The sequence below is a fragment of the Microbacterium sp. CCNWLW41 genome, assembly GCF_037083505.1.
Window position 1 is genome coordinate 274677 of the sequence record NZ_JBAOJP010000008.1, and the last position, 23477, is coordinate 298153.

Consider the following 23477-nt stretch of genomic DNA (forward strand, 5'->3'; position numbering starts at 1 on the left):
TAGTCCCATGCCCCACTGCCCGGTCTCCGCTTCCGCGGAGGTGACGCCATGATGGATTACATCTGGCTGGGCGTGGGGCTCCTGCTCACGATCGGCACCGGTCTGTTCGTCGCCAGCGAGTTCGCCCTGGTGAACCTGGACCGTGCGGATCTCGAAGCGCGGCAGAAGCGCGGGGAGACCCGCCTCGCGATGACGATCGCCGCGCTGAAGATCACCTCGACGCACCTGTCGTCGGCGCAGCTGGGCATCACGCTCACCACGCTGCTGACCGGGTTCACGATGGAGCCGGCGCTGTCGAACCTGCTCCGCCCGGTGCTGACCTCCTGGGGTCTGCCGGAGGCGGCGGTCAACGCCGTGGCGGTCGTGGTGGCGATGACGGTGGCCACGATGCTCTCGATGATCCTCGGCGAGCTGGTGCCGAAGAACTTCGCGCTGGCGCTGCCGCGGGCGACCGCCAAGGTCGTGATCCCGTTCCAGACCGCCTTCACCTGGGTGTTCCGCCCGGCGATCTCCCTCCTCAACGGCAGCGCCAACGGTGTGCTCCGGGCGATGGGGATCGAGCCGAAGGAGGAGCTCTCCGGCGCGCGTTCGGCGGAGGAGCTCTCGTCGCTGGTGCGCCGCTCGGCGAGCGCCGGGCTTCTGGAGGCTGACACCGCCACGCTGCTGGATCGCAGCCTGACGTTCTCGCGGCTGACCGCGGCCGACGTCATGACGGCGCGTCCCAGCATGCACGCGGTGGCCGCCGGCGACTCGGCGGACGATGTCATCCAGCTCGCGCGACGGACCGGTCACAGCCGCTTCCCGGTCTACGACGAGGACTTCGACGACATCACGGGCGTCGTACACCTCAAGGCGGCGGTGTCGGTGCCGCGCGAGCGCCGGGCCGAGGTGCCCGCCGCCGCGCTCGCGACCGAGCCGCTGCGCGTGCCGGAGACGGTCCATCTCGACGCCCTCATCGCGGAGCTGCGGTCGCGGGGATATCAGATGGCGATCGTCGTGGACGAGTACGGCGGCACGGCCGGCGTCGTCACGCTCGAGGACCTGGTGGAGGAGATCGTCGGCGAGGTGTCCGACGAGCACGACCGGAGCAGAGCCGGCGTCGTGCGCGGCAAGGACGCGATCACCTTCCCCGGCGAGCTGCGTCCGGACGAGCTGCTCTCCGGCACCGGGATCACTGTTCCGGAGGGCGACGTCTACGACACCGTCGGCGGGTTCGTGATGAGCGTGCTGGAGCGCGTCCCCTCGGTGGGTGACGAGGTCTCGATCGACAGCGGCACGCTGACGGTGGTGCGCATGCACGGTCGTCGTGTCGACCGGGTGCGCTTCACGCCCGCGCCTGCGGACGGCGGCGATGCGCCCGACCGGGGCGCCGACGGATCGGAGGCGGACCGATGAGCGACTGGGCAGGCCTGGTCTGGCTTTTCGTGCTCCTCCTGGCGAACGCGTTCTTCGTGGGCGCCGAGTTCGCCGTCATCTCCGCCCGGCGCTCGCAGATCGAGCCGCTGGCCGAGCGCGGGTCCCGCTCCGCGAAGACCGCGCTGTACGCCATGGAGCATGCGACGCTCATGCTCGCCACCTCGCAGCTGGGCATCACCGTGTGCTCGCTGCTCATCCTGAACGTCTCCGAGCCGGCGATCCACCATCTCCTCGCCGTGCCGCTGCACGCGGTCGGGCTCCCGGACGGCGCCGTGGACGTCATCGCGTTCGCGATCACGCTCGTGCTGGTCTCGTTCCTGCACGTGGTGTTCGGCGAGATGGTGCCGAAGAACCTCGCGTTCTCCGTGCCGGATCGCGCCGTGCTGATCCTGGCGACGCCGCTCGTGTGGGTGTCGAAGCTGTTCTTCCCCATCATCCGGGGACTCAACGCCACCGCCAACGGCGTGCTGCGGCTGTTCCGCGTGGAGCCCAAGGACGAGGCGGCGTCGACGTTCACGCTCGACGAGGTGGCGACCATCGTCACGCAGTCGCGTCGTGAGGGTCTGCTGGACGACGCGTCCGGGACGGTCGCGGCCGCGGTGGAGTTCACGGACAAGAAGGCACGCGACATCGCGGTGCCGCTGGACGCGCTGGTGACGATGCCCATGGGATCGACGCCGGACGACGTCGAGCGCGCCGTCGCCAAGCACGGCTTCTCGCGCTACGTCATCGTGGATCCGGACGGCGCCGCCGTCGGCTACGTCCACCTCAAGGACGTGCTCCGCTCCGCGGAGGGCCCCGATGCGGCGGAGCGTGCGCTCGAGCCGATCCCTGCCAAGCGCATCCATCACATGGTGCCGGTGCAGGAGGACACGGACCTGGAGGACGCCCTGGCGATCATGCGCCGGGCCGGACGCCATCTGGCGCAGGTGCGCGACGCCGAGGGGCGCACCACCGCGGTGCTGTTCCTCGAGGACATCCTCGAAGAGCTCGTCGGGGAGGTGCAGGACGCCACACGGCGCGGTCACGGTCGCTGACCCGCTCGCGCCGAGGCCCCGCGATCCGTCCGGCGGATCGCGGGGCCTCGTTCGCGTCGATCAGCGCCAGCGCGCGCGGAGGTACTGGTCGGGCCAATAGTCGAGCTCGACCCCCAGCTCGTGCGCCGCGCGCAGGGCGAAATGGGGATCACGCAGCCACTCCCGACCTGCGAACACGGCGTCGGCCGATCCGTCGGCGAGCACCTGCTCGGCCTGCGCGCCCGCGGTGATGAGCCCCACGGCCGAGGAGGGGATCCGCCCGCCGCGCCGCACCGCCGCCGCGAGCGGCACCTGATAGCCGGGGTGGACGTCGATGCGCTGGTGCGCGACGAGACCGCCGCTGGACACGTCGATCAGGTCCGCGCCGCGCGCGACCGCGGCGTCGGCGACCGCGGCGGCGAGCTCCGGCGTGAACCCGCCCTCGGCGTGGTCCGTCGCCGAGATCCGTACGAACAGCGGAATACCCGGGTCCGCCTCGGCGCGCACCGCGTCCACGACGCGCAGCAGCAGGCGGGCCCGATTCTCCGGCGTGCCTCCGTACTCGTCCTCGCGTCGGTTGCTCAGCGGGGAGAGGAACTGGTGCAGGAGGTAGCCGTGGGCGGCGTGGAGCTCCAGCACGTCGAAACCGGCCTCGATCGCGCGGCGCGCGGCGGCGGCGAAGCCGTCCACGACGCGCTCGATCCCCGCCGCGTCGAGCGCGGCCGGCGCGGCGAAGCCCTCGAACGGGACCGCGGACGGCGCGACCGTGGTCCAGCCGCCCTCGGACGCGGGGACCGACCCGCGCTGCGGGGCCCAGGGCCACCACGTCGACGCCTTGCGACCGGCGTGGCCGAGCTGGACGCCGATGAGCGCGCCGCGCTCGTGCACGTCCTGGACGATCGGCGTCCAGGCGTCGCGCTGCTCGTCCGTCCAGAGCCCGGTGTCGCGGGGGCTGATCCGCCCCTCCGGCACCACGGCGGTGGCCTCGGCCACGATCAGTCCCGCGCCGCCCGACGCGAACTGCGCGAGATGGGCGCGGTGCCAGCTCTGCGGGACTCCGTCGACAGCGCTGTACATGCACATCGGGGAGACCCAGAGGCGATTGCGGAACGTCGTGCCGCGGATGGTCAGGGGAGAGAACAGGATGCTCACGATTCGACGCTAGCCCAGCCCCGCAGGGACCGGCCCGAACCCGCGTCACACGGCCGCGCTCGCGGGGAGGGACTGCGGGATCGCTTCCGCGCCCGGGTAGCGTGGACCCATGCCGCAGCTTCGGGAGTGGTCCCGCGACGACACGCGCCGTCTCGTGCGTGCGCCGCGGCCCGACGACGACAAGTACCGGCGGGGCGCCGTCGCCCTGTGCACCGGTTCGGACGCGTACCCCGGGGCCGCCGTGCTCGGCGTCGAGGGGGCGTGGCGCGCCGGCGCCGGGTTCGTCCGACACCTCGGCGCGCGGCGGGTCGGCGACGCCGTCCTCGCTCGGCGGCCCGAGACCGTGGTCGAGCTCCTTCCCGAGGGCGACGATGACGAATCCGCAGGCGCGCTCCCACGGGCCTCCGCCTGGGTCGTCGGATCGGGGATGGACGCGTCGCAGCGGGACCCTGCCGCGACGCGGGTGCTGCGGCGGATCCTCTCGGGAACGGTACCGGTCGTCGTGGACGCCGGTGCGCTCGACCTCCTCGCCGACGCCTCGGCGCCGATCCTCGCAACGCCCCACGACCGGGAGTTCGGCCGGCTCCGGGACGCGCTGGGGCTGCGCGCGCTCACTGCGGGGGACGGCGCGGACGAGGGCCGGCGGGCCGACGCCGTGCAGGAGACCGCCCGCGCCCTGGGCGGGACGCTGCTCCTCAAAGGGGCGCGGACGCTCGTCGCGGGCCCCGACGGCCCGGTGACCGTGGTGGAGGCCGGGACGCCCTGGCTCGCGACGGCCGGGACCGGCGACGTGCTCGCCGGTGTGCTCGGCGCGCTGCTCGCGGCCGCCCCGGGGGCGTCGCCGGCCGACGTCGCCGCGGCGGGCGCCTGGATCCACGGCCGCGCCGGGCGATCCGCCTCGAGGACCGGTCCCGGCGCCGTCGGCCGCCCGATCGTCGCGCTGGACGTGGCGGAGGCGATCCCCGCCGTGGTCGAGGACCTGCTCACGTGACCGGCGGGACCGGGCGGACGATGGCGGGCCTGCGATCGCGGACGCTGCTGTGGAGCGCCTTCCTCGCCGCGCACGCGCTCGTCGCGGTGCTGGGATGGATCCTGCCCAGCATGCCGATGGGCGACGTGGTGCTCGTCTACGAGCCCTGGTCCCGCAGCGCGCTGACCGGCGGATCCATCGTCGGGGTGACCGAGCCCTGGGTCTATCCGCAGCTCGCCCTCCTGCCGATGCTCGCCGCCCAGGGAATCGCGACGCTGCTGGCCCCGGTGGCGGGCGCGGCGAGCTACCTCGTCGCATGGGCGGTGCTCGTCACGATCCTGGACGCCGTCGCGTTCGGCGTGCTGCTGGGCACCGGGAGGTCGACCGCGCGGCGGCGTGCGGCCTGGTTCTGGATCCTCGCGATGACGCTGCTCGGCCCCATCGCCGTGTACCGGATCGACGCGATCACGGTGCCGGTGGCCGTGCTGGCGGTGCTGCTGCTGAGCGCCCGCCCCGCCGTGGCCTCGGCGCTGCTCACGATCGGCGCGTGGATCAAGATCTGGCCCGGAGCGGTGCTCGTGGCCGCCGTCGTCCTCCTGCGCTCGCGGGGACGGCTGATCGCGTCCGCCGTCGGTGTCACCGCCCTCGTCGTAGGGACGCTCGCGCTGCTGGGCGGATCGCCGTACCTCTTCGGCTTCCTCACCGAGCAGACGGGGCGCGGGCTGCAGATCGAAGCGGTCGCAGCGACGCCGTTCCTGTGGCTCGCCGTAGCGGGTACTGCAGGGATCGAGTACAGCCGAGAGATCCTCACCTTCCAGATCGTCGCGCCCGGCGCGGACGCGGTCTCCTCGGTGCTCACCCCGCTCATGGCCGTCGTCGCCCTGGCCGTCGCCGGGCTGGTCTTCCTGAGGCTGCGTGCGGGCGCCAGCGCCCGCCGACTCCTCGGTCCGGCCGCCCTGGCTCTCACGGTCGTGCTGATCGTCTGCAACAAGGTCGGATCGCCCCAGTTCCAGACCTGGCTGATCGCCCCGATCGTCCTCTGGCTGCTGCTCGACTGGCGGAGGGCACTGCTGCCGGCGCTGCTGGTGCTGGCGGCGAGCCTCCTGACCCAGGCCGTCTACCCGATCGCCTACGACGGCCTCCTGAGGGCTCAGGCCCTTCCGGTCCTTCTCCTCACCGTGCGGAACCTGGTGGTCGTGGCCATCGGTGTCGTCGCCGTCCGCCGCCTGCTCGCGGGTCCCGTTCCCGCGGCGAAGCCCGTCCCCGCCCGCTCCGCCTGAGTCCTCGCCCACCCATCGATCCCTGGAGGTCACCATGCTCATCGCCTTCTCCGTCGCCCCGTCCGGCTCGCCGGCGAGCGGGGTCGACCGCCCCGACGGGTCGGTGCACGACGCCGTCGCGGCGGCCGTGTCCGTCGTCCGCGCCTCCGGGCTCCCGCACCGGACGACCTCGATGTTCACGGAGGTCGAGGGGGAGTGGGACGAGGTGATGGACGTCGTCAAGCGCGCCACCGACGCGGTCATGCCGTTCGGGTCCCGCGTCTCCCTCGTCCTCAAGGCGGACATCCGCCCCGGCTACACGGGCGAGCTGGACGCGAAGATCGAGCGCCTGGAGCAGGCGATCGACGAGATCGAGGGATAACGGCTCGACGAGATCTATCCTTCGCGGTGTCGCCGGCCGTCGGCGCAGAGGGCGTGCTCCCGGGCCGGGTGGCCCCTGCCCGCCCTCTCACCGTGCCGCGCATCCCGATCACCGGAAGACGGGGGCGCCCGTCCGTCTCGCGGACGAGCCCCCCGTCGTCTCCGTGACGGTCAGCGGGCGTTCTTCGCCGCCGCCTCGGCGCCCCCGACGACGGGCACGGAGCCGGTCGGGATGATCCGGACCTCGGCGCCGCCCGCGTCGATCAGCTTCCCGCCGACGTAGTAGTCGCCGTCCTCCAGCGCCGCCAGCTCCTCCTCCCTGACCATCCGCACGGGAGCGGCGTTGAACACCGACCCGTTCTTGGAGTTGCCCCACGTCAGGTGGTTGAACAGGAGGTTGAGGAGGATCGCGGTGACGGCCGCGGAGCTGATCCCGGAGTGGAAGATCGTGCTGAACCAGGTCGGGAACTGGTCGTAGAACGTCGGCGCCGCGATCGGCAGCACCCCCATGCCGAGCGAGGCGGCCACGATCACGAGGTTCATGTTGCCGCGGTAGTCCACCTTCGAGAGCGTCCGGATGCCGCTTGCCGCGACGGTTCCGAACAGCACGATGCCCGCGCCGCCCAGCACCGCAGTCGGGACGGCGGCCACGACCCGGCCCAGCACCGGAAGCAGCCCGAGGACGATCAGGATCACCCCGCCCGCCGTCACGACGAAGCGGCTCTTGATCCCGGTGATCGCCACGAGTCCGACGTTCTGCGCGAACGCGCTCTGGGGAAACGAGTTGAGGACCGGGGAGACCATGGTCGAGAGCATGTCGGCGCGCAGACCATTGCCGATGCGCTTGGCGTCGACCTTGGTGCCGACGATCTCGCCCACGGCCAGGATGTCCGCCGTCGTCTCGGTGAGGATGACCAGGATCACGATCAGCATGGACACGATCGCGGCGATGTCGAAGGTCGGCATCCCGAAGGCGAAGAAGGTCGGGAAGGCGAAGACCGGCCCCTCGCCCACCCGGGAGAAGTCGGCCATCCCGAGGGGGACCGACACGAGCGTGCCGATGACGATCGCGAGCAGCACCGACAGGCGGGAGATCGCGGCGTTGCCGAGCTTGGACAGCAGCAGCACGATCGCCAGCGTCAGCCCGGCGAGCCCGATGTGGCCGAGGCTGCCGTAGTCGGGCGCGGCACGGTTTCCCCCCATCGCCCAGTTCGCTGCGACGGGGAGCAGCGAGATGCCGATCGCGGTGATCACGACGCCCGTGACCACCGGCGGGAAGAACCGGATGACCTTCGAGAAGACCGGTGTGATGAGGAAGCCGATGGCGCCCGCCACGATGACGGCTCCGAAGACCGCCTGGATCCCGCCGCCGTTGACGATCGCGGTCATGGTCGCCACGCTCGCGAACGAGACGCCCTGCACGAGGGGCAGCTGCGCGCCGAAGAAGGGGACGCCGACGGTCTGCAGAACGGTGGCGAGGCCGCCGACGAACAGGCAGCACGCGACGAGCAGACCGATGTCGGCAGGGGAGAGGCCGGCGGCGGATCCGACGATCAGGGGCGGGGCGATGATCCCGCCGTACATCGTCAGCACGTGCTGGAAGCCGTAGGCGAAGGAGGTGGCGAGCGGCAGGCGCTCGTCCTCCGGCCGAGCGGCGTGGGCGGCGCCCTGCGCGTCACGTCTGCTCGTCCTCTTCCGGGTGCGAGCCTTGCCGGTGGCACGGTCCTTGGCGATCATGCCGTTCGTCCCTGGCGTCGGGCGGTGTCGATCTCAAGCGTCATTGCTTGCTCCTCGTCTTATTACTTCCATAGAATGGAAAAGAACTTCCGCTGAGTGAACTCCAGTGAAGCGCGTGGTATACCGTTTGTCAACCCCCGGCGTCCCGCCTTGCCGCCGTCCGCGGCGGGACGGGCCTAGAGTGAGGCCATGCGCGCCGATGCCCCGTCGGAGATCCTGCCCATCGCGGGCACGGCGGTGATCCTCCGGATGACGGATCGCGGACCCGCCGTACTGCTGCTGCGCCGTCCCGATCGCGGATCCTTCGCGGGCGGATGGGTGTTCCCGGGCGGACGCGTCGAGGAGTCGGACCGGCGCGGCGGCGGAACCGAGCGCGACCACGCGGCGCGGGCGGCGGTGCGCGAGACCGCCGAGGAGGTCGGCCTGCGACTGGGCGCGGTGTCGCCGATCTCCTGCTGGACACCGCCGATCCAGGCGCGCCCCAGGATCCGCACCTGGTTCTTCCAGGCGGAGGATCCCGGTGGAGCGATCGTCGCCTCTCCGGACGAGGTCGCCGAGACGGCCTGGCTCACGCCGCACGACGCCCTCGCGGCGCATGCGGGCGGATCCCTCCGGCTCTTCCCGCCGACCTGGGTGACCCTGCACCGGTTGCGCGGCACGGAAGCGGTCGACGGCCATCACTCGGCGCCGCCCCTCCGCTTCTCGACGCGCGTGCTCGACGGATCCGTGCTGGTGTGGGAGGGCGACGACGCCCACGACCTCGCGCCGGCGCCCGGCGGCCGGCACCGGCTGGAGATGGCGACGCTGCCCTGGCGCTACATCGGCCCCTGAGCCGGCCGATCCTCCATCCGCGCGCCGGTACACTGAACCGGTGAAACCCTCGACTCTCTCGAGGGGTGCGGCGGCGAGGGCGCTCCTCTCCCTCGCCGTCGGCAGTTTCGGCATCGGCATGACCGAGTTCGTCGCGATGGGGCTCCTGCCCGACATCGCGCAGGACCTCCTTCCCTCCCTCTGGGCGCAGAGCCCCGAGGAGGCGATCGGCCGCGCCGGGATCCTCGTGTCCCTCTACGCCCTCGGCGTCGTGCTCGGCGCGCCCACGATCGCCGGCGTCGTCGCCCGGTATCCGAGGCACCGGGTGATGATCGGGCTCGCCGTCGCGCTGATGATCGGTAACGGCCTCGCCGTGGTCCTGCCGACCTTCGAGACCGTCGGGATCGCCCGCTTCCTCGCGGGACTGCCGCACGGCGCCTACTTCGGCATCGGCGCGCTCGTCGCCGCCGACGTGCTCGGCCCCGGGAAACGCGCGCAGGGCGTCGCCTTCATCCTCACCGGTCTCACCGTGGCGAACGTCGTCGGGGTCCCTGCCGGGACGTTCCTGGGGCAGCACCTGGGGTGGCGCAGCGCGTTCCTGGTCGTCACGGTCGTCTTCGCGCTCGCGGTCCTCTGCATCGCGCTCTTCGTCCCGGACCACGTCGGCGACCCCGGCCGCACCTTCCGTTCGGAGCTGCGGGTCTTCGGCCGCCCGCAGGTGTGGTTCGCTCTCGCCACCGGGGCCATCGGCTTCGGCGGCTTCTTCGCCGTGTACAGCTACATCGCGCCGCTGGTCACGGAGCACGCCGGCGCGCCGCCCTGGATGGTGCCCGTCACGCTGGTGGTGTTCGGCGTGGGGATGACCGTCGGCAACCTGCTGGGCGGGCATCTCGCGGACCGGGCGCTCGCCCGGACCCTGCTCGGCGGACTCGTGCTGATGGGCGGTGCGCTGGTGCTCCTGGCGCTGCTGTCCTTCTCGATCTGGCTCCTCGTGCCGCTCGCCTTCGCCGTGGGTCTCCTGTCGTCTGTTCTCGGACCCGCCATCCAGACCCGTCTGATGGACGTGGCGGGGGACAACCAGTCGATCGCCGCCGCCCTGAACCACTCGGCTCTGAACATCGGCAACAGCCTCGGCGCCTTCCTCGGGGGCCTCGTGATCGCGGCCGGCTGGGGCTACGCCGCGCCCGCCTGGGTGGGCGCCGCTCTCGCAGCGGGCGGACTGCTCGTCGCGCTCGCCGCGTATCGGTCGGAACGGCGGGCACTCGTGGCCGTCGCCTGATCGGTTCCCCCGCCCGATCAGGACCCGACCGTGAGGCGCCGTCAGGCGTCCAGGAGCCGCCGGAGGTGGATCCCGACCTCGTCGGTCTCGATGAGGAAGCCGTCGTGACCGAAGTCGCTCGCGAGCACCACCGCCTGGTTTCCGTCGAGGGTGTTCCGGATCCCGCGCGCGATCCGATGCTGTCCGTCGACGGGGAAGAGCCGGTCCGTGTCGATGCCGAGGACGAGCGTCGTCGCCGTGACGCGGGCGAGCGCGTCCTCCACGCCGCCGCGGCCGCGGCCGACATCGTGCGAGTTCATCGCCTCGACCAGGGTCAGGTAGCTGTTCGCGTCGAAGCGTCGGGTGAATTTGTTGCCATGGAAGTCGAGGTAGCTCTCCACCGCAAAGCGTCCGCCTCGTCCGAGCGGCGACACGTCCGACTGCCAGGAGCGCTGGAAGCGCTGGTTCAGCTCGACCGGGCTCCGGTAGTTCAGCAGCGCCATCCGGCGGGCCAGCGCAAGACCGCGGTGCGGGCCCTCGCCGACCGGTGCGTCGTAGTACTCGCCGCCGGCGAAGCGCGGATCCATCCGCACCGTCTCCAGCTGGACGAAGTTCAAGGCGAGCTGGTCGGCCGTCGTCACCGGGGGAGAGGAGAGGATCGCAAGACGCGCGACGCGGTCGGGGAAACCCGCGGCCCACTCGAGCGCGTGCATCCCGCCCATCGACCCCCCGATCACGGCGCCCCACCGCTCGATCCCGAGGGCGTCGGCGAGGCGCACCTGCGCGGCGACCTGGTCGCGGATCGTGAGGTACGGGAATCGCGACGCCCACTCGTACCCGTCGGGCGCGATGCTCGCGGGGCCGGTGGACCCCTGGCACCCGCCGAGCATGTTCGGCGCGACGACGAACCAGCGATCGGTGTCGATCGGTGCGCCCGGGCCGACGACGTCTCCCCACCAGCCGCTCGTGGGGTGCCCCGGGCCCGCGTCGCCGACGACGTGGCTGTCTCCGGTGAGGGCATGCAGGACCAGGACGGCGTTGTCGCGCGCGGCGTTCAGCTCGCCCCAGGTCTCGTACGCGAGGCGGATCGCCGGCAGCTCCTCGCCGCCCTCGGTGCGGAAGGCGCCGAACGCCGCGAACCGCCGGTCGCCGGGGGCGTCTCCGTCCCGCCAGGCTCCGGTCGCCGGGGGACGTGCACGCAGCAGACGCGCGTCCGCATCCGACACTCGCGCCGAGGGCACGGTGTCTTCCGAGGTGGTCTGCCAGTCCATGTCCTCCATTCTCCCGTGCCCCGCCCCGCTCCGCCCGCACGTTACGCCCTCGCTCCTGCCTCCTCCCTCCTCCCTCTTCGTGCCGAAACCCCCTCGGAGCGCCGAGACCCCCTCGCAGATACGCGTTTCCAAGGGGGGGTCTGGGCGACGCGAGGGGGTCTCGACGACCTGACGGGGAGGAAGGAGAGGGAGACGGAAGGGCCCCGGATCGTGGATCCGGGGCCCTTCCGTCTCTGAGGAGGAGCGTGTCAGGCGCGGGCGGCCTCGGAGACCGTGCGCGCGGCGGCGAGGGCCTGCTCGAGGTCCGCCTTCAGGTCCTCGATGTTCTCCAGACCGACCGACAGGCGCACCAGGCCCGGCGTGACCCCGGCGGAGAGCTGCTGCTCCGGCGTGAGCTGCGCGTGGGTGGTCGAGGCGGGGTGGATGACGAGCGAGCGCACGTCCCCGATGTTGGCGAGGTGGCTGAAGAGCGAGAGGCTGTTCACGAACTCGCGACCGGCCTCCACGCCGCCCTTGAGCTCGAACGACAGCACCGCGCCGACGCCCTTGGGCGCGTACCGGTTCGCCGTGGCGTACCAGGGCGAGGTCGGCAGGCCGGAGTAGTTCACGGCCGCGACGTCGTCGCGCGCATCCAGCCACTCGGCGATCTCCTGCGCGTTCTGCACGTGGCGCTCCACGCGCAGCGACAGCGTCTCGACGCCCTGGATGAGGTTCCAGGCGCTCTGCGGCGCGATCGCCGATCCCAGGTCGCGCAGCAGCTGCACGCGGGCCTTGATGATGTAGGCGAGGCCGTCGCCGACCGCCGTGGTGTAGGACGCCCCGTGGTAGGAGGGGTCCGGCTCGGTGAGCCCGGGGAACTTCTCCACGTTCTGCGACCACGCGAAGGAGCCGCCGTCGATGACGGCGCCGCCGATCGTGGTGCCGTGCCCGCCGAGGAACTTGGTCACGGAGTGGACGATGATGTCCGCGCCGTGCTCGAACGGACGGATCAGGTACGGCGTCGCGATCGTGTTGTCGACGATGAGCGGCACGCCGTTGTCGTGCGCAATGTCGGCGACGGTTCGGATGTCGAGGACGTTGATCTTCGGGTTGCCGATGGTCTCCGCGAAGAACAGCTTGGTGTTCGGGCGGACGGCGCGGCGCCACTCCTCCGGGTCGTCCTGGTTCTCGACGAAGGTGACCTCGATCCCGAGCTTGGCGAGGGTGTACTTGAAGAGGTTGTAGGTGCCGCCGTAGATGGAGCTGGACGAGACGAAGTGGTCGCCGGCCTGCGCGATGTTCAGGATGGCGAAGGTCGACGCCGCCTGGCCGCTGGAGAGCACGAGGGCGCCGGTGCCGCCTTCCAGCGCCGCCAGGCGCTGCTCGAGGACGTCCTGCGTCGGGTTCTGGATGCGGGTGTAGATGTTGCCGAACTCCGCGAGGGCGAAGAGGTTCGCGGCGTGGTCGGCGCTGTCGAACACGTACGAGGTGGTCTGGTAGATCGGCGTGGCGCGCGCCTTGGTGACCGGGTCCGGAGCGGCGCCGGCGTGGATCTGCTTGGTCTCGAAACGCCAGTTGTCGGTGTCGGACATGGTCTCCCCTTGCTCGTGGCCGCCGTGACGACGGTCGGATGCGGATGCGGATGCGGATGCGGATGCGGATGGGATGCGGATCGGGCGAGCCGCGATGTTGACCCCGACACTACGGATCCCGCGCGTTGTCAACAACGCGCGGGAAATGTGACGTAACAGGAAAAGCGACGACGCTGGCCCGGTGACGGGCGCGGCCGAGGATTCGTCGTACGGTGGGAGCCATGGTGAACAGGCGAGCGGTGGTGACCGGAGCGAGCACGGGAATCGGCGAGGCAGCCGTCCGCGCTCTGCGGGCGAGCGGGTGGGACGTCGTCGGGGTGGCTCGGCGCGAGGAGCGTCTGCAGGCGCTCGCGGAGGAGACCGGGGCCGCCGCGTTCGCGGCGGACCTGACGGACGCGGACGACGTGTCGGCGCTCGCCGCCCACCTCGCCGAGACGGGGCCGGTGCACGCCCTCGTGCACGTCGCCGGCGGTGCCCGCGGGACCGATCGCGTCGAGGACGGATCCCCCGAGGACTGGCTCTGGATGTACGAGGCCAACGTGCTGTCCGGGCAGCGTCTCGTCGCCGCGCTGCTGCCTCAGCTTCGTTCCGCAGCCGCAGAGGACGGGCACGCCGACGTGCTGTTCGTCACCTCCACGGCGGCGCAGGCCGCCTACCCGGGAGGAGCCGGCTACAACGCGGCCAAGGCCGGCGAGTCGATGCTCGTGCACGCCCTCCGCCTGGAGCTTCACGGGGAGCCCATCCGGGTCGTCGAGATCGCCCCGGGCCTCGTGCACACCCCCGAGTTCACCCTGAATCGATTGGGCGGAGACGTCGCCGCCGCCGAGGCGGTCTACGCCGGGATCGACGCCCCGCTGGTCGCGGACGACGTGGCCGACGTCATCGCGTACGCGCTGAACGCCCCCGGCCACGTGAACCTCGATCTCGTGACGATGCGCCCGGTGGCGCAGGCCGCCCACTACCTCCTCGCGCGCGGCCCGTTGCGGCCCCGCCGGGAGGACTGAACCCATGCCGCAGACCCTCGCCGAGCTCGCGGAGAGCGGGCAGCTGGATCCGGGGTGGGCCGAGGCACTCGCCCCCGCGGGAGGCCTCATCGCCGAGCTGGGCGACCGGCTGCGCGCGGAGAACGCGGCCGGGCGCGGCTACCTCCCTGCGGGACCCCACGTCCTCCGCGCGTTCTCCCGTCCGCTCCAGGACGTCCGCGTTCTCATCGTCGGCCAGGACCCGTACCCGACCCCTGGGCACCCCATCGGGCTGTCCTTCGCGGTCGAGCGATCCGTGCGGCCGCTGCCCCGGAGCCTCACGAACATCTATCGCGAGCTGGAGAGCGACCTCGGGATCCCCCCGGCCGCGCACGGCGACCTCTCGGCGTGGAGCGATCAGGGCGTGATGCTGCTGAACCGCGTCCTGACGGTACGGCCCGGAACGCCCGCCTCCCATCGCGGGTGGGGATGGGAGAAGGTCACCGAGCTCGCGATCCGCACCCTGGTCGCGAGGGGTGCGCCGCTGGTCGCGATCCTGTGGGGTCGCGACGCGGAGGGGCTTCGTCCGATGCTGGGGGACACCCCGGTGATCGCCTCGCCGCACCCGTCACCGCTGTCCGCCAGCCGCGGTTTCTTCGGCTCCCGCCCGTTCTCCCGGGCCAACGCGCTGCTCGCCGAGCTCGGCGCGGGTCCCGTGGACTGGCGGGTCGCGTGAGCGTCGGTGCCGCCCCGGCCGCGGGCGTCGAGATCCGGCCGGCCGTCGCCGGCGACCTCCCCGCGATCCGCGACATCTACAACCACTACGTGCGAGAGAGCACCGTCACCTTCGACGAGATCGAGACGACGCTCGCGGACTGGGAGACGAAGGCGGGCGTGCTCGCCGCGGCGGGCCTGCCGTTCCTCGTGGCCGAGGACACAGGGCCCGAGACGGAGGACGGGGCGGACCGCGTGATCGGGTACGCCCTGCTCCAGCACTGGCGTCCCAAGTCGGCGTATCGCTTCTCCGTCGAGGACTCGATCTACCTCCGGCCCGGCGCCGGAGGGCGCGGGCTCGGGCGCGTCCTGCTGTCGGCCCTGTTGGACGCCGGGACGGCCGCCGGGCTCCGTGAGGTGATCGCCGTCATCGAGCCGACCGCCGCGGCGGGATCCATCGCGCTGCATCGACGGTTCGGGTTCGAGGAGGCGGGCCGGCTGGAGCGGGTCGGGGTGAAGTTCGGCCGGTCGCTGGACGTGCTGTTCCTGCAGAAGTCCCTCTGACGCGGCGTCGCGCGCGGACGGCAGCCCGGGGAGTCAGGCGCCCGCCGCGGCTGCCCCGGCATCGCCGGACGAAGGGATCACGGGGATCGCCGCGAGCAGCTGTCGCGTGTAGTCCGCGGCGGGTCTGCGCAGGACGTCGTCGGTCGGTCCCTGCTCCACGATCCGGCCGTCCTTCATCACGGCGACGGCGTCGCAGAGGTTCTGCACCACGCCGATGTCGTGCGAGACGAGGATGAGGGTCAGTCCGTCGGTGCGAAGCTCGGACAGCAGCGCCAGGATCTGCGCGCGCACCGTGACGTCGAGCGCCGAGAGCGGCTCGTCACCCACCAGGATGCGGGGCCGGTGGGCGATCGCGCGGGCCAGGGCGATCCGCTGGCGCTGCCCGCCGGAGAACTCGTGCGGATACCGCTCCGCCGCATCCGGGTCGAGTCCGACCTGCGTCAGGACCTCGGCGACGCGCGCCGCGTGATCTCCGTCGATGTCCAGGGCGCGCAGCGGCTCAGATACGATCCGCGCGATGCTCAGTCGCGGATCGAGCGAGGCGTAGGGATCCTGGAACACCAGGCCGGTCAGGCGCCGCAGCCAGTGCAGGTCCCGCGCGGAGGAGCGGGCGTCCACGGGACGACCCGCGATCTGCACGGAGCCGGTCGTCGGGCGATCGAGGGCCAGCAGCAGCCGGACGAGGGTCGACTTCCCCGATCCGGACTCGCCGATGAGGCCGAGCGCGGACCCCTCGGCGACGTCGAGGTCGACGCCGTCCAGGGCCGTGGTCGTGCGCCGGGGCTCGCCGAGGGAGCGGCGGGGGACCGGGAAGGAGCGGCCGAGGCCGCGTGCGCGGATCAGAGCGGTCATGGCTGCTCCCGTTCGCCCGGCGAGCTCGGCTCCGGACGCCAGAGCGTGGCGGTCGCGTCACGCAGCAGCCCCTGGGTGACCGCGGACGCCGGGGCGCTCAGCAGGGTGTCGACGGGCCCTTCCTCGACCACCCGGCCGTCCTCCAGGACCACGCCGTGGGTCGCGACCTGGGCGAGCACCGCCAGGTCATGGGTGATGAACACGAGCGACATCCCTTCCGAGGCGACGAGGGAGAGCAGCAGCGTCAGGATCTCCGCCTGGATCGTCACGTCCAGCGCGGTCGTCGGCTCGTCGGCGATCAGCAGGCGCGGACGGGCGGCCAGCGCCATGGCGATCGCGACCCGCTGCCGCTGCCCCCCGGAGAGCTGATGGGGATAGCGGTCGATGATCGACGCGGGGTCGGGAAGGCGGACGCGCTCCGCCTCGGCGATCGCCCTCGACCGCGCCGCGCGGCGTCCGATCCGTTCGTGGATCCGGATGCTCTCGCCGATCTGGCGCCCGACGGTGCGGATCGGGTTCAGCGCCGTGCGGGGCTCCTGGAACACGATCCCGATCTCGTCGCCGCGCACCGTAGCGAGCTCGCGGTCGGGCAGGCCGAGGATCTCCCGCCCCCGCCAGCGCACGGAACCGGTGGCGATCGCGCCCTCGGGGAGCAGGCCGAGCACGGCGAGCGCGGTCAGGGACTTGCCGGACCCGGACTCGCCGATGAGACCGACCCGCGCGCCGTCGGGGACGCTGAAGCTGACGCCGTCCACGACGCGGCGGCCGTCGATGTCGATGCGCAGATCCGAGACCTCGAGGCTCACGCGACCACCTCCGGGACATGCGAGCGCGCGGCGGCGGCCCGCGGATTCTGTCGCAGGGTCGGATCCGTCGCGTCACGCAGGCCGTCGCCGAGGAGGTTGAGCGCGAGCACGGTCAGCGTGATCGCGAGCCCCGGCCAGACCACCGACAGCGGATGGACGGCGATGTACCGCTGCAGGTCCGCCAGGAGGACGCCCCAGGACGGATCCACGACCGAGGCGCCGAAGCCCAGGTAGGACAGTCCGGCCTCGGCGAGCACGGCGACGGCCATCGACCACGACAGCTGCACGATGAAGACCGGTGCCACATTGGGAAGCAGGTGCTGCACCAGGCTCTGCAGCGGAGTGAGGCCCGAGGCGCGACCGGCGAGCACGAAGTCGCTCTGCTGCACCCGACGCAGTTCCGGGCGGGTGACGCGGGCGATGTTCACACCGAAGCCGAGGCCCACGGCCCACACGACCACCCACAGCGAACCGCCCCACACCGCTGAGATCATCATCGCGATGATGAGGACCGGGAACGCGATCAGGATGTCGACGAGGACCGCGACGGTCTCCCGGATCGCGCGGGTCGTGAGCGCTCCGAGTGCCCCGAGGAGGACGCCGACCACGGTGGCCACGAGGCCCGCTCCCACCGCGACGAGCACCGTGGTGCGGCTTCCCGCCATGATCAGGCTGAGGATGTCCCGCCCGGTGCCGTCGGTGCCGAGGAGGTGGGGCCATCCGGGTCCCTGCCACCGGGCCGCGACGTCGGTGGCGCGGGGGTCGAACGGCGTCCACACGAGCGAGGTGAGTGCGAGGAGGGCGATGATCGCGACGACCACGAGACCGAACCGGCCTCCCGCCGTGGTCCAGATCCGGCGTACCCCGCGCCTCCGGGGGATCGGTCGAGCCGTGTCGGTCATGCGGCCTCCCTCTGCCGGGGATCCACGAGGTGGTGGACGAGATCGACCAGGAAGCCGATGACGAGGACGAACCCGGTGAGCACGAGCAGTTCGCTCTGCACCTTCACCAGGTCCCGGGTGCCGACGTCGGCGACGAGCATCCGGCCGATCCCCGGCAGCGTGAAGAGCTGTTCGATCACGACCGATCCCACGACGATCCCGGCCACCTGGAGCCCGAGGACGGTGACGATGGAGAGGCCGACCGCCGGGATCCCGTGGCGCACGAGCGCGCGGGAGCGGGTGAGCCCCTTGGCCGCGGCCGTGCGGACGAAGTCCTGGGACGCGGCCTGGAGCGTCGCGCTGCGGACGAAGCGCAGCAGCATGGCGCCCTCGACGACGCCGATCGTCAGCGCGGGGAGGATCAGCGCGCGGAGCGCAGCGTCCGGCCGCGCCCATCCGTCCCGCGGGAAGCCCTGCGCGGGCAGCCAGCCCAGCCACACGGCGAAGACGACGACGAGCATCATCCCGGCCCACACCACCGGCACCGCGGCGACCGCCTGAGCCGCCACGTTGACGGCAGCGCCGGCGCGGCGACCGCGGAGCAGCGCGGCGAGGATCCCGAGCGGGATCGCGATCAGCAGGGCGATGAGCAGCGCCAGGACGCCCAGCGGGACCGTGACCTGCGCCTTCGCCGCGATCTCCGCGGCCACCGAGGCGCCGCTCAGCTGCGAGGTCCCGAGGTCGCCGCGCAGGACCCCGCCGATCCACTCGCCGTACTGGACGAACAGCGGCCGATCGAGACCCAGGGCCTCACGGAGCGCCGCCACCTGCGCCGGGGTGGCCTTGTCCCCGGCGATGAGCTGGGCGACGTCCCCGGGGAAGACCCGCAGAGCGAGGAAGATGACGATGCTCGCCACGAGGAGCCCTGCGATCAGCAGGGCTCCTCGGATGAGCGCGTAGCGGAGCACGACGGGAGATCGGGCGGATCAGTCCGCGAGGGTGACGCCGCGCAGGTCCAGGCGCGAGTTGATGGAGTCCTCCGGGAACCCGCTCACACCGGGAACGAATGCGGTGATCGTCGCACCGTTGTACAGCCAGTCCGCGGCATGGTCCTCGGAGACCAGGCGCGCGGCCTGGGCCAGCAGCTCGTTCGAGGTCTTCTCGTCCAGGGCGGCGAGCGCGTCGGCGTACAGCTTCTGGACTTCGGGGTTTTCGTAGCCGAAGTAGTACTCGGGGTTGGCGAAGTTGCCGAAGTCGCGGGGCTCCACGTGCAGCACGAAGCTCAGGTCGTAGTCGTGGTTCTTGTACACGTCCTCGAGCCACGCGGGGAACTCGACCGAGTTCACGGTGAGGTCGACCCCCACCTTCTTGAAGTCGGAGACGAGCACCTGGGGAACCGTCGTGCCGTAGAAGTTCGGGATCGTGAGGGCCAGATCCAGCTTCTCGTGGCCGGCCTCGGCGAGGAGCTGCTTGGCCTTCTCGGGGTCGTGCGGGGCGACGGAGGAAAGGTCCTCGTAACCCGGGTCGAGCTCAGGGATCGGACCGTAGAGGGTCTGCCCCGCACCCACGGCCTCCACGAGCGCGTCGTGATCGATCGCCAGTCGCAGCGCCTCGCGGACGCGGACGTCGTCCAGCGGCGGCTTCGCGTTGTTGAACGCGAGGGTGGCCTTGTCCGTGGTGCGACCGGTGGTCAGGGTGAACTGGCCGCTCTTCTCCAGCTGCGGGGCGAGGTTCGGATCCACCGCCGTGAGCACGTCGAGCGATCCGTCGAGCGCCGCGTTGACGCCGGCGGTGAAGTCCGGGATGTAGTCGAACACGACCTCGGCGACGCCGGCCTTGTCGCCCCAGTAGTCCTCGTACCGGGTGAAGGTGATGGAGCTGCCCTTGCGCCACGCATCGAGGGTGAAGGGCCCCGTGCCGTTCTCGGCGTCCTTGAGGTCGGTCGTGTCCCCGTTCTGGAACACCAGCCCGGCGACGCCGGTGAGCGAGAAGAGGAAGTTCTGGTTCGGGGCCGAGAGCGTGATGACCACCGTCTCGAGGTCGGGCCCCGCGATCTGCGCGACGCCGGCGAGCTCGGCGTGGCCCTGGAGGGACTCGTCGTCCTTCACAGCCTGCAGCGAGGACACCACGTCCACCGAGGTGAGCGGGTCGCCGTTGTGGAAGGTGATGCCCTCGTTGAGGGTGAAGGTGTACGTGAGGCCGTCCTCGGAGACCGAGTACTCGGAGGCGAGACGCTCGGTGATCTGGTTGTCGGGCGTCCGGGTCACCAGGCCCTCGTAGATGTTGTCGACGAGGATCTGCTCGAGCGCGGCGCCGCTCGTGCGCCGGATGTCGAGGTTGGTCGGCTCCAGCACCAAGCCGACGTTCAGCGTGGCGCCGGCATCCGGTTCACCGGTGCCGGAGCCGGACGGCGTCGAGCACGCGCTGAGCGCGAGCGCGGCGGCGGCGAGGCCGGTGATCAGGACGAGACCCGTGGAACGGCGGCTCATGGGAGTTCCTCTCGGAGGGCGGCGGTAGCCGGTGTCGGGGTGCAGGGGAGGGACGGGAAGAAGCGGGGTGTGTGCGGGGGACGCCGGGTCACGGACGGGCGGCGGTGCGGTCGACGGCGGTGCGGATCAGCGCGGCCAGCGCGGCCGGGGCGGTCTCCTGGACGTTGTGGGACGCGTCCTGCTCGACGACGCGTGCTCCGGGGACCCGCGCGGCGAACGCGGCGGCGTCGGACTCCGTGACGAATCCCTGCGACGCCCGCACGAGGGTGAGCGGAGCCGTGACGGCGGCGAGGTCTTCCCAGCCGTCCTCCCCGAGGGCGGGGCCTGCCGCCGAGGCGTCCGTCCCCGTGGCCGGCGCGGCGAGGAGCTGAGCGGCGAGACGGGCGAAGTGGTGCTTCCACTCGACACGGCCGTCGGGGCGGACGCGGGTGTTGAGGTACACGCCGCGTTCGGTGTCCTCCCGGCTTCCGCCCAGGCCGAACGCCATCGCCCTGTCCACGAACTCGTCGCGGGACGCGGCGTCCGTCTGCTCGTAGAAGGTCCTCAGCACCGCCGGTCCGGCGTTCGTGTCGACGTCGGGGGTGATGTCGACGACGATCACCTCCCGTACGAGGTCGGGGTGCGAGGCCGCGAGGGCGGCGGCGGTGAGGCCGCCGAGCGACTGTCCGACGACGACCTGCGGCGTCCGCGTCCACGCTTCGAGCGCGACGGCGACGTCGGCGGCGAGCGTGCGGGCGGAGTAGTCGAGGTCGTCGCGCCAGGAGGAATCGCCGTGGCCGGCGAGATCGATCGCGATCGCCGGTTTCCCGAGTGCCAGGATGGTCGCGTCCCACGTGTGCGCGTTGAGCCCGGCACCGTGGAGGAAGGTGACGTCGGGGGCGTCGTCCCCGAAGCGGAGCGCGCTGAGGTTGCGCCCGTCCGGCAGGGGGAGCGACACCCGCGCCACCGACGGGACGCTCGCTCCGAGCGCGCGGGCCTGGGCGTCGAGGAAGGAGAACTCGGTGGTCTCGGTGGGCACGCCCTCATTGTGCTCCCCCCGGAGCCCTCGGGAGAAATGTGAGAGCAAAGTGACAAGGAAATGCCTGTGGGTACCGTCACTATGAGCATCAGAAGGTGAATTTGATTGTCGATCTGATTTTCGATGTGACGAACAATGTCGTTCCGCATCGGTCCCGGTGCGGGCGCGGGCGGGTACGCTGAGGCCATGAGCGAGAAGCGTGTGCACCTGTCCCGGACCGAGCCGACGGCCTATCAGGCGCTGGACGCCTTCTCGAACACGGTCGGGGACATCTGCCGGGCCAACGGCATCGACGACCGGCTGAAGGAGCTCGTCCTCATCCACTGCTCCCAGCTCAACGGCTGTGCGTACTGTGCACGAATCCACGTCGACCGGGCTCTCGCCGCCGGCGTCGACGTCGACACGCTCACGCAGCTGCCGACCTGGCGCGAGTCGGGCGTCTTCTCCGACCGCGAGCGCGCGGCTCTCGAGCTCGCCGAGGCGTTCACCTTCATCCACGACGAGGGGATCCCCGACGACGTGTACGACCGTGTGGGGAGCGTCTTCACGGAGAAGGAGTACGCGGCCCTCAGCTGGGCCTGCGTCTCGATCAACGCGTTCAACCGGATCGTCATCGCCGGGCGGTACCCGGTTCCTCCGCGCGAGGCGCGGTGACCGTCCTCGACGTCCCCGGCGCCGCGAACGTCCGCGACGTCGGCGGGATCCCTGCCGGAGCCTCCCGGATCCGGCAGGGCGTGCTCCTGCGCTCCGGGCACCTCTCCGGCCTGACGGCGCACGGGCGGGCGATCCTGCGTGATCGTGTGCGCCGCGTCGTCGACCTCCGCGACGACGACGAGGTCCGCTACCAGCCGTCCGCGCTCGTCGAGGTGCCGGTCACGCGCATTCCGCTCTTCCACGGATCGGTCGCCTCCCTGTTCGTGGAGGATGTGAGCCTGCCGATGATGTACCGCCGCCTCGTCGACGACGCCGCGGCGCGGATGGTCGAGGTGGCTCGTCTGCTCGCCGACGGGGAGCCGACGCTCGTGCACTGCACGGCGGGGAAGGACCGCACTGGCGTGAGCGTTGCGCTCGCCCTGTCCGCGGTCGGAGCGGATCGTGAGGCGGTGATCGCCGACTACGCACTGACGGAGACGCTCATGCCGCCGGAGCACGTGCGGATGGTCGCGGAGCGGCTCCGTGCGCATCACCCGGACGCGCGCCACGCTCTCGCCCTGGCCACGGCATCGCCGGCGCCGGTGATGCGCGACCTGCTCGTCCATGTGGACGAGCGCTACGGATCTGCCGCGGAATACCTGCTGGCCGCGGGGCTGACCCGCCGCGAGCTCGATGCCCTGGGCGCCGCGCTGGTCGAGTGACTGCGGGACGAGGTCGAGCAAGGTAAGGCAACCCTTCTTCGGTGCTAAGCTGAAGGCACGATGACTCCCCGCACCGCCCTCGCCACGAAGCCCCGCGCCCAGCGCCGGGCGTCTCGTCGCCCTCAGGTCCAGCACCTGATCACGGCCGACGAGCACTCCCTCGTGGAGCTGGAGGCGCTGCTGGCCACTCTGCCGCTGTGCACGACGGGGCGGATCTTCGTCGAGGTGCCGGATGCGGACTCCATCGTGCCTCTGTCCGCACCGCCGCGGATGACGATCTCCTGGCTGCCCCGTGCGTCCCGCTCGGGCGCTCCGGGAACCGGACGCCGCTGCACTCCGGGAGCCGCCGTCTCCCGGGCGGCGATCGCCTGGGCGGATGAGATGCTCTGCGTCGGCGACACGGATGCCGCCGCCTCGCTGCCCACGCGCATCACCCTGCTCGGCGGGTTCGTCGGCACGGCCGACATCGTGGATCACCTCACCGGGCGCCTCGGCGTCGAGCGGGCGGCCATCGACGCGCCGGAGCGCTTCTCCCGGCTGGTCTGAGCTCGGACGACTCCGTCGTTGCGAGCGCGCCGCGGCAGATAGTTCCCGTCCTCCAAGCCGGCTTCGATCTCGAAGCGGTTGCGCAGCGGGTCTCTCCCGGCGAAGAGGTACAGCACCGGCATGAGGAACCCGTAGCGGAGCCACTGGGTGCGGTGCACGGCCTCGTGGCGCAGCAAACGCTCATCCGGCTCGGCGTCGCCGGTCAGGAAGCAGCCGCCGACGCACACGCCGCCGCGAGCGAAGGTCCATGAGGGCATGCCGCGGAAGACCCACAGGCCCCCGCGCCGTTCGACGGGGCCGGTGCTCCACAGGCCGCCCCACACCCACCCGACGGCCGTGCCCCAGAGGTAGCCGAGCCGGCTGAGCGGGGAGCGCAGAAGAATCGAGGGGATCCTCGCGTCGAATCGGCGCCCGCGCGCGAGGACGTCCGCCGCCTCTCGGCGCACCGA

Annotated in this window: 23 protein-coding genes and 1 pseudogene; 13 read left to right on the top strand and 11 right to left on the bottom strand. The window is 71.8% G+C overall.

The window, feature by feature from the left end; genetic code table 11:
* Positions 1-51: 51 nt before the first annotated feature.
* Both V6R91_RS25855 and V6R91_RS25860 read left to right on the top strand, forming a co-directional pair.
* Positions 52-1395 carry a hemolysin family protein gene (locus V6R91_RS25855; RefSeq protein ID WP_336397685.1) on the top strand — a complete coding sequence of 448 codons (1344 nt, stop codon included), beginning with the start codon at positions 52-54 and terminating at the stop codon, positions 1393-1395.
* A complete protein-coding gene (locus V6R91_RS25860) occupies positions 1392-2453 on the top strand; it encodes a hemolysin family protein (protein ID WP_219086882.1) in 1062 nt (353 codons plus the stop codon). Before V6R91_RS25855 ends, V6R91_RS25860 begins: the two co-directional genes overlap by 4 nt.
* A gap of 60 nt (positions 2454-2513) precedes the next feature.
* Here V6R91_RS25860 and V6R91_RS25865 read toward each other — a convergent pair whose 3' ends face one another.
* Positions 2514-3584 (bottom strand): NADH:flavin oxidoreductase/NADH oxidase, encoded by a 1071-nt coding sequence (locus V6R91_RS25865; protein ID WP_336397598.1) that lies wholly within the window; start codon positions 3582-3584, stop codon positions 2514-2516.
* A gap of 109 nt (positions 3585-3693) precedes the next feature.
* Between V6R91_RS25865 and V6R91_RS25870 the strand changes: the two genes are divergently transcribed.
* From V6R91_RS25870 to V6R91_RS25880, 3 genes are read left to right on the top strand one after another with little or no spacing between them, the layout of a single operon-like run.
* On the top strand, positions 3694-4575 hold the full coding sequence (locus V6R91_RS25870; RefSeq protein WP_336397599.1) for an NAD(P)H-hydrate dehydratase: 882 nt from the start codon (positions 3694-3696) through the stop codon (positions 4573-4575).
* Entirely contained in the window at positions 4572-5834 is a 1263-nt protein-coding gene (locus tag V6R91_RS25875) for a hypothetical protein (RefSeq protein ID WP_336397600.1), read from the top strand. Before V6R91_RS25870 ends, V6R91_RS25875 begins: the two co-directional genes overlap by 4 nt.
* Positions 5835-5868: 34 nt before the next feature.
* Positions 5869-6195, top strand: a complete 327-nt coding sequence (locus V6R91_RS25880) for a thiamine-binding protein (RefSeq protein WP_067245003.1) — start codon at positions 5869-5871, stop codon at positions 6193-6195.
* A 170-nt stretch (positions 6196-6365) separates the two neighbouring features.
* Here the strand turns inward: V6R91_RS25880 and V6R91_RS25885 are convergent, their stop codons facing one another.
* The gene (locus tag V6R91_RS25885; RefSeq protein WP_336397601.1) at positions 6366-7931 is read right to left on the bottom strand and encodes a nucleobase:cation symporter-2 family protein; all 1566 of its coding nucleotides are present in this window, start codon (positions 7929-7931) and stop codon (positions 6366-6368) included.
* A gap of 189 nt (positions 7932-8120) precedes the next feature.
* Here V6R91_RS25885 and V6R91_RS25890 point away from each other — a divergent pair, with 189 nt between their 5' ends.
* Together V6R91_RS25890 and V6R91_RS25895 are read left to right on the top strand one after the other, a co-directional pair.
* Positions 8121-8762, top strand: coding sequence for an NUDIX hydrolase (locus V6R91_RS25890; protein WP_336397602.1), 642 nt, complete (start codon positions 8121-8123; stop codon positions 8760-8762).
* Positions 8763-8802: 40 nt separating this feature from the next.
* Positions 8803-10020, top strand: coding sequence for an MFS transporter (locus V6R91_RS25895; RefSeq protein ID WP_336397603.1), 1218 nt, complete (start codon positions 8803-8805; stop codon positions 10018-10020).
* A gap of 41 nt (positions 10021-10061) precedes the next feature.
* Here V6R91_RS25895 and metX read toward each other — a convergent pair whose 3' ends face one another.
* Positions 10062-11270 carry a homoserine O-acetyltransferase MetX gene (metX, locus tag V6R91_RS25900; RefSeq protein WP_271062587.1) on the bottom strand — a complete coding sequence of 403 codons (1209 nt, stop codon included), beginning with the start codon at positions 11268-11270 and terminating at the stop codon, positions 10062-10064.
* A 248-nt stretch (positions 11271-11518) separates the two neighbouring features.
* A complete protein-coding gene (locus tag V6R91_RS25905) occupies positions 11519-12841 on the bottom strand; it encodes a bifunctional o-acetylhomoserine/o-acetylserine sulfhydrylase (protein ID WP_336397604.1) in 1323 nt (440 codons plus the stop codon).
* A gap of 221 nt (positions 12842-13062) precedes the next feature.
* Here V6R91_RS25905 and V6R91_RS25910 point away from each other — a divergent pair, with 221 nt between their 5' ends.
* The 3 genes from V6R91_RS25910 to V6R91_RS25920 are packed head-to-tail and all read left to right on the top strand — an operon-like array spanning position 13063 to position 15081.
* Positions 13063-13845 carry an SDR family oxidoreductase gene (locus V6R91_RS25910; RefSeq protein ID WP_336397605.1) on the top strand — a complete coding sequence of 261 codons (783 nt, stop codon included), beginning with the start codon at positions 13063-13065 and terminating at the stop codon, positions 13843-13845.
* A 4-nt stretch (positions 13846-13849) separates the two neighbouring features.
* Positions 13850-14539: a uracil-DNA glycosylase gene (locus V6R91_RS25915; protein ID WP_336397606.1), complete on the top strand. Its 690-nt coding sequence runs from the start codon at positions 13850-13852 to the stop codon at positions 14537-14539.
* Positions 14536-15081, top strand: coding sequence for a GNAT family N-acetyltransferase (locus V6R91_RS25920; protein ID WP_336397608.1), 546 nt, complete (start codon positions 14536-14538; stop codon positions 15079-15081). The genes V6R91_RS25915 and V6R91_RS25920 overlap by 4 nt, the downstream gene beginning before the upstream one ends.
* A 33-nt stretch (positions 15082-15114) precedes the next feature.
* On the opposite strand, the gene V6R91_RS25925 is transcribed toward V6R91_RS25920, so the two are convergent.
* From V6R91_RS25925 to V6R91_RS25950, 6 genes are all read right to left on the bottom strand, one after another.
* Positions 15115-15933, bottom strand: a complete 819-nt coding sequence (locus tag V6R91_RS25925) for an ATP-binding cassette domain-containing protein (RefSeq protein ID WP_336397609.1) — start codon at positions 15931-15933, stop codon at positions 15115-15117.
* Positions 15930-16739, bottom strand: a complete 810-nt coding sequence (locus V6R91_RS25930; RefSeq protein WP_336397610.1) for an ABC transporter ATP-binding protein — start codon at positions 16737-16739, stop codon at positions 15930-15932. Before V6R91_RS25930 ends, V6R91_RS25925 begins: the two co-directional genes overlap by 4 nt.
* Positions 16736-17641, bottom strand: a complete 906-nt coding sequence (locus tag V6R91_RS25935) for an ABC transporter permease (RefSeq protein ID WP_336397611.1) — start codon at positions 17639-17641, stop codon at positions 16736-16738. Before V6R91_RS25935 ends, V6R91_RS25930 begins: the two co-directional genes overlap by 4 nt.
* Positions 17638-18588, bottom strand: a complete 951-nt coding sequence (locus V6R91_RS25940) for an ABC transporter permease (RefSeq protein ID WP_336397612.1) — start codon at positions 18586-18588, stop codon at positions 17638-17640. Before V6R91_RS25940 ends, V6R91_RS25935 begins: the two co-directional genes overlap by 4 nt.
* Positions 18589-18606: 18 nt before the next feature.
* A complete protein-coding gene (locus V6R91_RS25945; protein ID WP_336397613.1) occupies positions 18607-20109 on the bottom strand; it encodes an ABC transporter substrate-binding protein in 1503 nt (500 codons plus the stop codon).
* A gap of 88 nt (positions 20110-20197) precedes the next feature.
* Positions 20198-21127, bottom strand: a complete 930-nt coding sequence (locus V6R91_RS25950; RefSeq protein ID WP_336397614.1) for an alpha/beta fold hydrolase — start codon at positions 21125-21127, stop codon at positions 20198-20200.
* A 186-nt stretch (positions 21128-21313) separates the two neighbouring features.
* Between V6R91_RS25950 and V6R91_RS25955 the strand changes: the two genes are divergently transcribed.
* Genes V6R91_RS25955 through V6R91_RS25965 form a run of 3 tightly spaced genes read left to right on the top strand, consistent with a single transcriptional unit; the run spans position 21314 to position 23028 of the window.
* The gene (locus V6R91_RS25955; RefSeq protein ID WP_067245092.1) at positions 21314-21781 is read left to right on the top strand and encodes a carboxymuconolactone decarboxylase family protein; all 468 of its coding nucleotides are present in this window, start codon (positions 21314-21316) and stop codon (positions 21779-21781) included.
* Positions 21778-22482 carry a tyrosine-protein phosphatase gene (locus tag V6R91_RS25960; protein WP_336397615.1) on the top strand — a complete coding sequence of 235 codons (705 nt, stop codon included), beginning with the start codon at positions 21778-21780 and terminating at the stop codon, positions 22480-22482. Before V6R91_RS25955 ends, V6R91_RS25960 begins: the two co-directional genes overlap by 4 nt.
* 60 nt (positions 22483-22542) lie before the next feature.
* A complete protein-coding gene (locus tag V6R91_RS25965; RefSeq protein WP_336397616.1) occupies positions 22543-23028 on the top strand; it encodes an SIP domain-containing protein in 486 nt (161 codons plus the stop codon).
* 23 nt (positions 23029-23051) lie between these two features.
* On the opposite strand, the pseudogene V6R91_RS25970 reads toward V6R91_RS25965, so the two are convergent.
* Positions 23052-23420 (bottom strand): annotated as a pseudogene (locus V6R91_RS25970) (Fe-S oxidoreductase); the annotation flags it as partial.
* Positions 23421-23477: the final 57 nt, after the last annotated feature.